Source organism: Neisseria sicca VK64, from assembly GCF_000260655.1.
Taxonomy (GTDB): Bacteria; Pseudomonadota; Gammaproteobacteria; order Burkholderiales; family Neisseriaceae; genus Neisseria; species Neisseria sicca_B.
In genome coordinates, this window is record NZ_AJMT01000201.1 from 62,912 (window position 1) to 74,832 (window position 11,921).

General features: G+C 49.8%; 16 protein-coding genes and 1 rRNA gene. 4 read left to right on the plus strand and 13 right to left on the minus strand.

The genetic code is table 11. From position 1 onward, the window contains the following. Nucleotides 1-505 precede the first annotated feature (505 nt). On the plus strand, nt 506-844 hold the full coding sequence (locus HMPREF1051_RS11975) for a P-II family nitrogen regulator (RefSeq protein WP_003756171.1): 339 nt from the start codon (nt 506-508) through the stop codon (nt 842-844). Nucleotides 845-938: 94 nt separating this feature from the next. Here HMPREF1051_RS11975 and HMPREF1051_RS11980 read toward each other — a convergent pair whose 3' ends face one another. The 13 genes from HMPREF1051_RS11980 to HMPREF1051_RS12035 all read right to left on the minus strand — a co-directional run bounded on the left by HMPREF1051_RS11980 (nt 939) and on the right by HMPREF1051_RS12035 (nt 8,754). Then, the gene (locus tag HMPREF1051_RS11980) at nt 939-1,589 is read right to left on the minus strand and encodes an oxygen-insensitive NAD(P)H-dependent nitroreductase NfsB (RefSeq protein WP_036493222.1); all 651 of its coding nucleotides are present in this window, start codon (nt 1,587-1,589) and stop codon (nt 939-941) included. 196 nt (nt 1,590-1,785) lie between these two features. Further along, entirely contained in the window at nt 1,786-2,562 is a 777-nt protein-coding gene (tatC, locus tag HMPREF1051_RS11985) for a twin-arginine translocase subunit TatC (protein WP_003769012.1), read from the minus strand. Between the two features lie 8 nt (nt 2,563-2,570). Then, nucleotides 2,571-3,245: a Sec-independent protein translocase protein TatB gene (gene tatB, locus HMPREF1051_RS11990; RefSeq protein ID WP_003769086.1), complete on the minus strand. Its 675-nt coding sequence runs from the start codon at nt 3,243-3,245 to the stop codon at nt 2,571-2,573. Between the two features lie 3 nt (nt 3,246-3,248). Further along, complete coding sequence (gene tatA / locus HMPREF1051_RS11995; protein ID WP_003769025.1) at nt 3,249-3,437, minus strand: Sec-independent protein translocase subunit TatA; 189 nt, start codon at nt 3,435-3,437, stop codon at nt 3,249-3,251. Nucleotides 3,438-3,482: 45 nt separating this feature from the next. Then, nucleotides 3,483-3,806, minus strand: coding sequence for a histidine triad nucleotide-binding protein (locus HMPREF1051_RS12000; RefSeq protein ID WP_003756181.1), 324 nt, complete (start codon nt 3,804-3,806; stop codon nt 3,483-3,485). Between the two features lie 113 nt (nt 3,807-3,919). Then, entirely contained in the window at nt 3,920-4,243 is a 324-nt protein-coding gene (locus HMPREF1051_RS12005) for a phosphoribosyl-ATP diphosphatase (protein WP_003769002.1), read from the minus strand. A 32-nt stretch (nt 4,244-4,275) separates the two neighbouring features. Then, nucleotides 4,276-4,431: a hypothetical protein gene (locus HMPREF1051_RS14945; protein ID WP_003769053.1), complete on the minus strand. Its 156-nt coding sequence runs from the start codon at nt 4,429-4,431 to the stop codon at nt 4,276-4,278. Then, the gene (gene hisI, locus HMPREF1051_RS12010; protein ID WP_003769029.1) at nt 4,412-4,810 is read right to left on the minus strand and encodes a phosphoribosyl-AMP cyclohydrolase; all 399 of its coding nucleotides are present in this window, start codon (nt 4,808-4,810) and stop codon (nt 4,412-4,414) included. The genes HMPREF1051_RS14945 and hisI overlap by 20 nt, the downstream gene beginning before the upstream one ends. Before the next feature lie 123 nt (nt 4,811-4,933). Beyond that, a complete protein-coding gene (gene hisF / locus HMPREF1051_RS12015) occupies nt 4,934-5,701 on the minus strand; it encodes an imidazole glycerol phosphate synthase subunit HisF (RefSeq protein ID WP_003769021.1) in 768 nt (255 codons plus the stop codon). Between the two features lie 144 nt (nt 5,702-5,845). Then, nucleotides 5,846-6,163 (minus strand): hypothetical protein, encoded by a 318-nt coding sequence (locus HMPREF1051_RS12020; RefSeq protein WP_003756197.1) that lies wholly within the window; start codon nt 6,161-6,163, stop codon nt 5,846-5,848. A gap of 357 nt (nt 6,164-6,520) precedes the next feature. Further along, the gene (gene hisA / locus HMPREF1051_RS12025; RefSeq protein ID WP_003769070.1) at nt 6,521-7,258 is read right to left on the minus strand and encodes a 1-(5-phosphoribosyl)-5-[(5-phosphoribosylamino)methylideneamino]imidazole-4-carboxamide isomerase; all 738 of its coding nucleotides are present in this window, start codon (nt 7,256-7,258) and stop codon (nt 6,521-6,523) included. A 197-nt stretch (nt 7,259-7,455) separates the two neighbouring features. Beyond that, entirely contained in the window at nt 7,456-7,815 is a 360-nt protein-coding gene (locus HMPREF1051_RS12030) for an STAS/SEC14 domain-containing protein (RefSeq protein WP_003756202.1), read from the minus strand. Nucleotides 7,816-7,857: 42 nt separating this feature from the next. Next, nucleotides 7,858-8,754: a DMT family transporter gene (locus tag HMPREF1051_RS12035; protein WP_003768983.1), complete on the minus strand. Its 897-nt coding sequence runs from the start codon at nt 8,752-8,754 to the stop codon at nt 7,858-7,860. Nucleotides 8,755-8,910: 156 nt separating this feature from the next. Here HMPREF1051_RS12035 and HMPREF1051_RS12040 point away from each other — a divergent pair, with 156 nt between their 5' ends. From HMPREF1051_RS12040 to HMPREF1051_RS12050, 3 genes are all read left to right on the plus strand, one after another. Further along, nucleotides 8,911-9,846: a hypothetical protein gene (locus HMPREF1051_RS12040; protein WP_003769080.1), complete on the plus strand. Its 936-nt coding sequence runs from the start codon at nt 8,911-8,913 to the stop codon at nt 9,844-9,846. Nucleotides 9,847-10,102: 256 nt separating this feature from the next. After that, nucleotides 10,103-11,362: a transcription termination factor Rho gene (rho, locus tag HMPREF1051_RS12045; protein ID WP_003756207.1), complete on the plus strand. Its 1,260-nt coding sequence runs from the start codon at nt 10,103-10,105 to the stop codon at nt 11,360-11,362. Nucleotides 11,363-11,787: 425 nt separating this feature from the next. Then, a 16S ribosomal RNA gene (locus HMPREF1051_RS12050) occupies nt 11,788-11,921 on the plus strand; the annotation flags it as partial.

Consider the following 11,921-nt stretch of genomic DNA (forward strand, 5'->3'; position numbering starts at 1 on the left):
TGAATTTTGGATAAAAAATACTAATCAAATAAAAAAATAGGATATTCAGGAAATTTTATGCCTAAAAACCTTTTTCAGACGACCTTGTATCGCTTTTTATTCCTGTTTGTCCGTGTTAAACAGGAGGTGTTGGAAAATGGGCGGAAACCGATGACAAGCGCGCCATAGCGGTTTTGTCAGGGTTTCACTATAATATTCAACCTGTTCTACGCTAGGATGGGCAGGCGGTTCGGTCTATATAGTGGATTAAATTTAAATCAGGACAAGGCGACGAAGCCGCAGACAGTACAGATAGTACGGAACCGATTCACTTGGTGCTTCAGCACCTTAGAGAATCGTTCTCTTTGAGCTAAGGCGAGGCAACGCCGTACTGGTTTAAAGTTAATCCACTATATTGTGTAAAAAATGGAAGCAAGGCTGCATTTGGGCTGATTCAACGTTTTATCCAAACCGGATTGGTTGAGGGTCGAACGCTATGCCATCCTGAAATTTAAGGAAAAATATCATGAAAAAAATCGAAGCTGTGATTAAGCCGTTTAAATTGGACGATGTCCGTGAAGCTCTGACAGAAATCGGGATCAGCGGCATGACGGTCAGCGAGGTTAAAGGTTTCGGCCGTCAGAAAGGGCATACCGAAATTTACCGCGGCGCGGAGTATGCGGTTGATTTTCTGCCCAAAGTCAAGGTCGAGCTGGTGTTGGCAGATGAAGATGTGGAACGCGCCATCGATATCATTGTAGAGACTGCCCGGTCGGGCAAAATTGGCGACGGTAAGATTTTTGTGTTGCCGGTCGAAGAAGTGATTCGGATACGGACGGGCGAACGCGCGGAAGCGGCGATTTAATCTTATTGTTGCCGCGATTGGCTGATACAAATAAGGTCGTCTGAAATCCTGCATTGTCGGGTTTCAGACGACCTTGTTTTCGTTTCTATCGGGTTCAGATTTTGGTGAAGATGACTTCGTTTTCAAAACGCGATTTGGGCAGCGCGGCGTTGAAATCGTCTGCGGCACGGTAGCCGAAGGAGACGACGGCGACGGCTTTGTAGCCTTTTTCAGTCAAACCGAATTCCTCATTCAAAACCTGCAAATCGACGCCTTCCATCGGCACGGCGTCGATGCCTGCTGCGGCAGCGGCGAATAGGGTGAAGCCCATGTTGAGATAGACTTGTTTGGCAAGCCATTGCTCTTCATCTTGGAATTGGTTGCGGTGGATGCCCAAGAACAGGCGGCGGGTGGAATCGCCTGCCTGCTTGGCTTCTTCCGTGGCGAAACGTCCGTCTTTGTCCTCTTGCGCCAATACGGCGGCGACATAATCATCGTCGGCACAAACGCGGGCGGCGAAAACGACGACGTGGGAGGCATGAGTAATTTTCGGGGTGTTGTAAGGGAGTTTTTCGGTGGATTTGGCAATGCGCGCTTTGCCAGCTTCGTCATCGGCGATGATAAAGTGCCACGGCTGCATATTGACGCTGGAGGGGCTGTTGCGCAGGGCGGCTTCGATATAGGCGAAGTCTTCGGCAGCGATTTTTTTGGACGGGGCGAAAGATTTGGTGCTGTATCGTTGGCGGACGATTTCTGTGATGTTCATGAGGTGTTTCCTGTTTTTAGGATGGAAACGGGGATTATAGAGGGGTCGTCTGAAAGGGGCAATGCAGGAAATTGGTGGGGATTTCGGTATAAGGTCGGTAAAACGCAAACGCTGGCGTATGAAAAAGGTCGTCTGAAACGGGATGTTCCGTTTCAGACGACCTTTTTTCCTTTGCAAGCTATATCCGCAGGCTGATTTAAGTTTCTGCGGGCGGAAGGGGCGGGTGTTCGTCGGTTTCGTCCGATTTGGGTTTGATAAAGCGGCTGCACCAAATACCTGCTTCGTAAAGCAAGATAAGCGGGACGGCAAGCAGGGTTTGGGAAATCACGTCCGGCGGGGTAATGATGGCGGCAACGACGAATGCGCCGACAATGACGTAGGGTCGTGCGTTTTTGAGTTGTTCGGTGGTCACAACGCCGATTTTGGCGAGCAGGACGACGACGACGGGGACTTCGAAAGTCGTGCCGAATGCGACGAACATGCCCAAAATAAAGGACAGGTATTTGTCGATGTCGGTCGCCATGTTGACGCCGACGGGGGTGATGCCTGCGAGGAATTTAAAGATAACGGGGAAAACGAGATAATAGGCAAACGCCATGCCGACAAAAAACAGGCTGACGCTGGAGAGGACGAGCGGGGTAATCAGTCGTTTTTCGTTTTGGTAGAGGGCGGGCGCGACGAATGCCCAAATTTGGTAGAGCGTGTGCGGCAGGGAAACGAGGAATGCCGCCATCAGCGTCACTTTCACCGGTACAAAAAACGGCGCGATGACGTCGGTGGCAATCATGCTGGTGTCTTTGGGCAAGTTCGCCATCAGGGGGTCGGCAACGAAGGTATAAAGCTGCTGGGCAAACGGCATCATGCTGAAAAAGCAGACGACGATGCCGATGACGATCCACATCAGGCGGCGGCGCAGCTCGATAAGGTGTTCGATAAGAGGTTGGACGGGTTGTTCGTTTTGAGGTTCGGACACCGGTTTACTCACTTTTTACGGACGCGAAGTTTGGGTTTGGCATGAAATTTCGGGCGCAGGTCGCGCTTGCGGTTCATCGCTTGTTTTTTGAGGGAAGTGATATGCAGCACGGGCGCGTCTGCGGAAGTGTCGATATAGCTGACTTCTACGGCATTGGACGCCGGAGCGGCGCTGCCGGTCAGGTATTCGCGCCATGCGCGGTCTTGCTCGGATTCCGCGGGCGTGTCGGTTTCGACGGCATCCGTCGTAGTGTCTGCTTGCGGCAGAGCGTTTTCAGACGACGTAGAAACAGCCGAGTCGTCTGAAACTTCCGTGCTTAACGAAGGAAGCGGGTTGCCGTGTTCATCCAAACCGAAATCGGCAGGCGTGCGTTGCGCCGGCAGGCGTTCCCAAGGTTTGAGTCCGTCGGAAATGTCGCGCAGGTTGTCCTGCATATCCGTACCGACTTCCTTGATGCTGTCGCGCACTTGTGCGGCGGCGGCTTCAAATTCCTGTTTGGCTTTACGCAGCTCTTCCAATTCGACTTGGGTGTTGAATTCCTGCTTGACGCTGCTGACGAGGCGTTGCAGCTTGCCGATGAGCCGTCCGGCAGTACGGGCGGCTTCGGGCAGACGCTCGGGACCAAGTACAATCAGGGCGACGATGCCGACTAACAGCAGCTCGCCCAAACCGAAATCAAACATAGATTATGCTTTGTCTTCGTCTTTTTTGTGTTCGATGACTTCGTCTTTTTTACCGTCGGTACCTTCGTTCAGACCTTGTTTGAAGTCATGCACGGCACCGCCGAGGTCTTTGCCGACGTTACGCAGTTTTTTGGTGCCGAAAACCAAAACGACGATGATTAATACGATAATCCAGTGCCACAGAGAGAACATAGTAAATCCTTGATATAGTTGAGAATGGATATTTGAAATATTGGTTTACGCAGGCGTACCCATGATGTGGATATGCAGGTGGAACACTTCCTGCCCGCCTCCTTTGCCTGTATTGATCAGGGTTTTGAAACCGTCGGTCAAACCTGCCGCTTTGGCGATTTGAGGGACTTTCAACATCATTTTGCCCAAGAGGGTTTGATGTTCGGGCGCGGCGTGTGCCAGCGAGTCGAAATGGACTTTCGGAATCAGTAGCAGATGAACCGGCGCGGCAGGGCGGATGTCTTTGAAGCACAACATCTCGTCGTCTTCGTACACGGTTTGCGCCGGAATGTCTTTGGCGGCGATTTTACAGAAAATACAGTTGTCCATAATGGCTCCGAGGTCGTCTGAAAACGAGCGCAGCGAGTTTCGCTAAAACGTGTGCAGCGCGTTTCGTCAAACAGACGGCAGAAAAACGAATAAGGTCGGATTGTAATATAAATTCAAGACTCTTTGCGAGAGGCTTTTTCCGCCAAGCCTGATAAACCTTGACGGCGCGCAAGCTCGTTGACGACATCTTCGGCGCGCAAACCGTGGTGCGCCAAGAGAACCATGGTGTGAAACCATAAGTCGGCAACTTCGTAAACGAGGTGTTCACCGCCGCCGTCTTTCGACGCCATCAGGACTTCACCCGCTTCTTCGATGACTTTTTTGAGGATTTTGTCTTCACCTTTGTGCAGAAGCTGGGCAACGTAGGAAGCTTCGGAATCGCCGCCTTTGCGGGAGTCGATGGTGTTTTGGATTTGGGTGAGGATGGTGTCGGACATGGGATTTTCGGCTTTGCTTTGAAGGATAAGGATTATTCGGATAAAGCATCGGCTTGCTTGGCTTCGCGTAACGCTGTTTCTGACAACAGACAATCATCCGCCCGATTTTTGGTGAAACTCGCTGCGCTCGTTTTGGCGAAACTTGCTGCGCTCATTTTCAGACGACCTCTAAGGATGCGTATGCCCATAAATGGCTTTTTCGTCTTTCAACACGGCATCAACCGTCTGCCATGCGCCGTCTTTCCAAACTTTGTAGAAACAGCTTTCGCGTCCCGTATGGCAGGCGATGCCGCCGTTTTGGTCTATCAACATTACAATGGCGTCGCCGTCGCAGTCGAGGCGTAATTCGTACACTTTTTGCGTGTGCCCCGATTCTTCGCCCTTCATCCATTGTTTTTGGCGCGAGCGGCTGTAATAGTGGGCGAAACCGGTTTCTACGGTTTTTTGCAGGGCTTCGGCGTTCATCCATGCGACCATCAATACGCGGCGGGTCTGCCGGTCTTGGGCAATGGCGCAGACCAAGCCTTTTTCGTCGAATTTGACGGCTTCAAGCAGGCTGTTATCCATATTCGGCATCCTTATTTATTTTGACGAAACTCGTTTCACTCATTTTAGCGAAACTCGCTGCGCTCGTTTTGGCGAAACTCGCTGCGCTCGTTTTCAGACGACCTTGAGTCAATCAAGTTCAACTCACAGCCGCACTTCGATTCCGGCTTCACGCATGGCGAGCTTCGCATCGCGGATACTGACTTCGCCGAAGTGGAAAATGCTGGCGGCAAGCACGGCATCCGCTTTGCCTTCTTTGATGCCATCAATCAGATGCTGAACATTGCCGACGCCTCCTGAGGCAATGACGGGAATATCGACCGCTTCGCTGACGGCACGGGTCAGCGGCAGGTTGAAGCCTTGTTTCGTGCCGTCCCTGTCCATGCTGGTGAGCAGGATTTCGCCCGCGCCGCGCCGCTGCATTTCAACCGCCCATTCGACTGCGTCCAAGCCCGTCGGCGTGCGCCCGCCGTGGGTGAAGATTTCCCAGCGGGTGTTTTCGGGATTGACGGCTTTGGCATCGACGGCGACGACGATGGCTTGCGAGCCGAAAAATCCGGCGGCTTCGTTGACTAAATCGGGGTTGGTGACGGCAGCGGTGTTGATGCTGGCTTTGTCCGCACCGGCATTGAGCAGGCGGCGGATGTCGGCTACGGTGCGTACACCGCCGCCGACGGTCAGCGGAATGAAAACTTGTGAGGCAACGTCTTCGATGACGTGCAAAATGGTGTCGCGGTTGTCGGAGGAGGCAGTGATGTCGAGGAAGGTCAGTTCGTCCGCACCTTCGTCGTTGTAGCGTTTGGCAACATCGATGGGGTTGCCTGCATCGCGCAAACCGAGAAAGTTTACGCCTTTGACGACGCGGCCGTCTTTGACGTCGAGACAGGGGATGATGCGTTTTGCCAGTGCCATTTTGAATGCCTTTCCAAACCTAGGAATGAGGTCGTCTGAAAACGAGCGTAGCGGGTTTCGCTAAAATCCATACAGCGGATTCCACCCAAACGGACAATCCGTTTCAGACGACCTTTCAAATCATTGATACCGGCAAGGCAGGTGTTACGCCAGCCAGTTGTGCACCCATTTGGGCAGGTGTTGGAGCAGTTGGAAATAGCCGACGCCTGCAATGGCGGCGAATACGCAGGAAGTCATAAAGCTGCCGCTGAAGCGTCCGACGATATAAAACACTGTGCTGGCAAATGCCCACAACGCGCCGTTAAACACCATCCAATAGGTGTCGATCATCGGCATATCGAACGCGGAAAGCTGGCGGACGAGGATGGCGATGATGGTAAATCCCAAACCTTCGCTGACGGCGCGCACGTTGCGGCCGGACGACCAGATAATCCAAAAGCCCAAAATAAATGCTTCAAACATGAAATACCCCTTGAAAAGTAAATAAAACTAGTGAGTGTGGGATGGTGAGTCCCAAACAATATTCGGCGGTCTGCCGCCTTTTATTGTGAAGAAAAATGGACGAGCCCGTCTTTTGTCCTGCCTGTGAAGACAGGACAACAATGAAAGCAAACAGGTTCAACCGATTATTTTGTATCTTCGCCCCGCTATATTGTTTGAAAACAGCGGAACAAGTGAGTAAGAAAACGTTTGGTCATTTCAGACGACCTGGATGGTCGTTTTTAAATAAGGTCGTCTGAAAACGAGCGCAGCGAGTTTCGCTAAAACGAGTGTAACGAATTTCACCAAAACGAGTGCGGCGGGTTCCGCCAATACAAATTATGCCAGCGAATCCGCCAACTGTTGCGCTTGGGCAAAATCAATACTGCCCTCGTAAATCGCACGCCCGGTAATCGCGCCCGCCACGCCGTGTTTTTCAACGGCACACAAAGCGCGGATGTCGTCCAAATTGGTCAAACCGCCCGACGCGATAACCGGAATGGCGACGGCTTGCGCCAGTTTGACGGTTGCGTCGATGTTCACGCCGCTCATCATGCCGTCGCGGCCGATGTCGGTGTAAATAATGCTGTTGACGCCGTCGTCTTCAAAACGTTTCGCCAAATCAATCACATGATGCTCGGTTACGGTCGCCCAGCCGTCTATCGCCACCATGCCGTCTTTGGCATCCAACCCGACGATAATCTGCCCCGGAAACGTTTTGCACGCCTCGCGCACGAAGTCGGGATTTTTTACCGCCGCCGTACCGATAATGACGTCGTTCAATCCCAAATCCAAATATTTTTCAATGGTTTCCAAGTCGCGTATCCCGCCGCCCAGCTGTACGGGAATGTTTTTGGCAACGGCAGCGAGGATGTCCTTGATGGCGGGGAAATTTTGCGGAACGCCGGCAAATGCACCGTTCAAGTCCACCAAATGCAAACGGCGCGCGCCTTGTTTGAACCAATGCAGCGCAGTTTCGGCGGGCGAATCGGAGAACACCGTCGCCTGCTCCATCAAACCTTGTTTCAGGCGCACGCAGCGGCCTTCTTTTAAATCGATTGCGGGAATCAGCAGCATGGGAGTCCTATCCTTATGCGGAGTGTATTTTACACAAATTATCGAGTTTTAGCATATTTAAATGAAAAAACGTCATTGATAACACTAAAACGGGGCTATTTTGTGTGTATTTTGCATGTTTCAGACGACCCCTTCCGAGAGAAATTCAGAAGGTGAAAAGGGCAGGATGCTATTTCGTCTGTTTCAGCCCTTCATTTTTATTGCCTGAAATTGCTTGCCAACAGCCATTCTTGTGCCTTAGTGGCGTCGTCAAAATATTTCGGATGTTGGTTGGTCAACAGGCTGGAGAGGCGGGCGCCGAGTTTGATCCAAATGTCGTCTGTAATGACGGCGACGCGGCCGAAGTCGTTTTCATGTTGGTTAAGGAATTTGATTTGTTCCATCGCCATATCGATTGTGAAATCTTTCAGCATGGACAAATCCAAAAGGACGTCGGGTAAGTGGATTTTTTGTTTGCTTTCCAATAAGGCAGCTTCAAGCTGGCGGAAATCGTCGAGGGTAAATTCGTTGTACAGCGCCACATTCAAACCGTAAGACTGCTCGCGGATGGAAATCATCGTACTCTCCTTTTTATATGATGTTAATGATGAGGTTGATGGTCAGCTTGTTTTGGTAAGCCACTTTTTAATCGAAACCGGCCGGATGCTGCTTAATATGCCGCTTGTGACAATAATAATCATACCAAAGGTTTCCTGCCAAGTGACGGTATCGCCCAAAAATATCATGCCCGATAGGGCGGAAAAGACGACGGTCAGATAAGAAAGAGAGGCGACGGTGAATTTGTTGCCGACTTTATAGGCGCGGGTCATGGAAAGCTGGGCAAGCATGGCGGCAAGTCCGATGCAGAAAAGATAGGGCAGGGCGGATAGAGGAATGTTGTGCCAGCCGGTCAAAGTTGCCCAAACCGATGCCATGACGACACCGGTTATCGAAAAATAAAACACTACCCGCCAACCCGGCTCGCCGAGCAACGACAGTTCGCGCACCTGCAAATACGCCCAACCTGACATGGCTCCGCCCGCCAAGCCTGCCAATGCGGCGATTTCCTGTCCGCCTTTGAACGAAGGGTTCAGCAGCAGGACGACACCGAAAAAGCCAAATAACAAAATCGCCTGCGTATAAAACGCGATCCGCTCTTTCAGGATAAAAAATGAAAATACCGCCAGAAAAATCGAGGAGGTATAGCTTAAGGTTACCCCCGTTGCCAGCGGCAGGTGCATGACGGCATAAAACAGGCAAAACATGGCGGCTGTACCGACAACGCTGCGGTTGAGGTGGGTTTTCCAATGCGGTGTGGCAAAGGTGTCGCCGCGTGCTTTTGCCATTATGCCTAATGCGACGGCGGCAAAACTCATGCGCCAAAATACCAGTTCGCCACTGTTGAAGCTGAATTTTGCCGCTGCTGCTTTGATGCACACGTTCATGACGGTAAAACCGAGTGCGGCAACAATCATCCATGCAGAACCGAGAGGGTCTTTGGGTGTGGGTGTAGTCATTTATCAAACTTCCAAAGAAGAAAGGGGTGTGTGGTTATAAATGGGGTCGTCTGAAAAGATTTCAGACGACCTATTGTCAAAAAGGCTCAATAAATAAACCTATGTTTTATGATATAATGATAATTTTTCTCATTCATAAACTTGGAAATTATTTTTATGGAAACTTCGCAACCTACGCAACATATTGCTGTACCTAATAGCCCCGTTAATCAACCCAAACGTTTGCGTGCAAGTGAAGGGGTAAATTGGTTTGCTGAATCATGGCGTATTTTTAATAAATACAAATTAAAATGGATAGGGGCAATGGTTTTGTTCTTCCTTATCCCGATTGCTTTGGGTTTGTTGTCCAGCTATGCAGCAGAAGGCAGCCAGCCTATGACCTTCAATCAATTGTCCTTAGGTATAGTCATACGCGAAGTGATCATCAATCTGTTTGTATATTGGGGAAGCTATTGTTTCCTAGGTGGTATTGTGCTGCTGGCACATCAAACCGCAAAAGGTGCGAATTTTAACTTTGGTAGTTTGTTTGCAGGTTTTTCAACTAAAAAGATCGGTTCGTTCCTAGTTCTTATGCTGATGAGTATAGTTGCGATACTGCTTCTTGCGTTGGTTGCTGTTATTCCTATCATGTTGCTTACGAAAGGAAATCTTTCTGCTCTAGAGATGTTGCCGATGGGGGAGTCACTTGTGTTCATTATAATGCTGATGGTCATTAGCATTGGTTCTATGATGTTTTGGTTGACTCCTGCTTTGGTCATGTTGGAGGATGTCAGACCAGTTGCCGCCATTAAGGTTAGCTTAAATGCCTGTTTTCGCAATATCCCTGCGTTTCTGGTATATAGCTTGATTTGGTTTGGCGTTATTATGGCATTTGGGTTGGCAATGACATTATTTGCTATACCAATTATTTTTGTATTGGGTGTAGGAGGACAACTGTTAGGCGCAGGAGGGGAACAGCAAATATGGGAAGTTTTCATTTTTCTTACAATTTTGTCTGGTTCTGTCTTCACAGTTCCTTATTCTATGATGGCAATCGGTCTATACACCTCATATCACAGCATCTTCCCCGAGGGTTATCTGAATAAACGCTAAATAGCAGAAGGATTATTATTGCTTTATAACAGGTCGTCTGAAACGTATTTTTCAGACGACTTTTTCAATTCAATGTTACCAGTCATGCAACAAAACCTATGCCATACAAACCTTGTCCCACCTAAATTTGACACCCGCCCTCCGACTGCCTACAATTCAGGTTTCTCAAAAATCACCGTACATTCCGTACACTATTCTTTTCAGACGACCTCTGTCTTCCGAATCCCATTCTTTTCCAATACAACTGTCAAAAATCATGCACGTTTCAGAACTACAAACCCTACACATTTCCAAACTCTTGGAAATGGCAGAAGAACACGGCATTGAAAACGCCAACCGTTTCCGCAAACAAGACCTCGTATTCGCCATTGTCCGACAAATGATGAAGCAGGGCGAAAGTTTTACCTGCTCAGGCACGCTCGAAATCCTACCCGACGGCTTCGGCTTTTTACGCAGCGCAGACACTTCCTACCTCGCGGGCCCCGACGACATCTACGTCTCCCCCACACAAATCCGTCGCTTCAACCTGCATACGGGCGACACCATCGAAGGCAGCGTGCGCGTACCTAAAGACAACGAACGCTATTTCGCCCTTGTCCGTCTCGACAGCATCAACGGCGATCATCCCGAAGTCTGCAAACACAAAATCCTCTTCGAAAATCTTACCCCGCTTTTCCCTACCAAACAGTTCAAACTCGAGCGCGACATCAAAGCCGAAGAAAACCTTACCGGCCGCGCCATTGATTTAGTGTCCCCCATCGGTCGCGGACAACGCGCCCTTTTGGTTGCGCCGCCGAAAACCGGTAAGACCGTGATGCTGCAAAACATCGCCCACGCGATTACCGCCAATTATCCTGACGTCGAACTCATCGTTCTCTTAATTGACGAACGCCCTGAAGAAGTTACCGAAATGAGCCGTTCTGTGCGCGGCGAAGTCGTCTCCTCCACCTTTGACGAACCGGCGCAACGCCACGTCCAAGTGGCGGAAATGGTGATTGAAAAAGCCAAGCGCATGGTGGAACACAAAAAAGACGTAGTCATCCTGCTTGACTCGATTACCCGCCTCGCCCGCGCTTACAATACCGTTGTACCCACTTCCGGCAAAATCCTGACCGGCGGCGTAGATGCCAATGCCCTCCACCGCCCCAAACGCTTCTTCGGCGCAGCGCGCAATGTAGAAGAAGGCGGCTCGCTCACCATTATTGCGACCGCTTTGGTAGAAACCGGCAGCCGCATGGATGATGTGATTTATGAAGAATTTAAAGGCACAGGCAATATGGAGCTGCACCTCGACCGCCGCATGGCGGAAAAACGCCTGTTTCCCGCCATCAACATCAACAAATCCGGCACACGCCGCGAAGAATTGTTGGTGCCGAACGACCAGTTGCAGCGCATGTGGCTCTTGCGCAAATTCCTGCATCCGATGGACGAAATCGAAGCGACCGAATTTTTGGTGGGTAAACTCAAAGATTCCAAAAACAATGATGAGTTTTTTGAATTGATGCGTGGTAAATAGTGATAAAGGTCGTCTGAAAGGGATTTCAGACGACCTTTACTGTTGATTGAGTTTGGTTTGAGAATATTTTGAAATAAAAGTCTTTGTATTTCAGGTTGTTGTTATGTTTTGTGGAATTTTTTGCGGTTTAGGAGTTGACGGTTTTTGAGGAGGGGGGTATAGTTCGGTTCTTCGCTGCTTCGGCGGTGATTGAACGAACAGGTAAGTATATCACAGTTGGTCTGATTTTTCGAGGTTTTAAGAAAAGTTTTGATTGACAATGAGATGAAATGCTTTATAATTCGTTTTCGCTCTTTAACAAAACAGATTACCGATAAGTGTGAGTGCGACAGCCTCACACTGTTTGAAAGACAGACAAGATGATGTTTTAGACATTGTCCTGTTAGTTTCTTTGAAGCAGACCAGAAGTTAAAAAGTTAGAGATTGAACATAAGAGTTTGATCCTGGCTCAGATTGAACGCTGGCGGCATGCTTTACACATGCAAGTCGGACGGCAGCACAGAGAAGCTTGCTTCTTGGGTGGCGAGTGGCGAACGGGTGAGTAACATATCGGAACGTA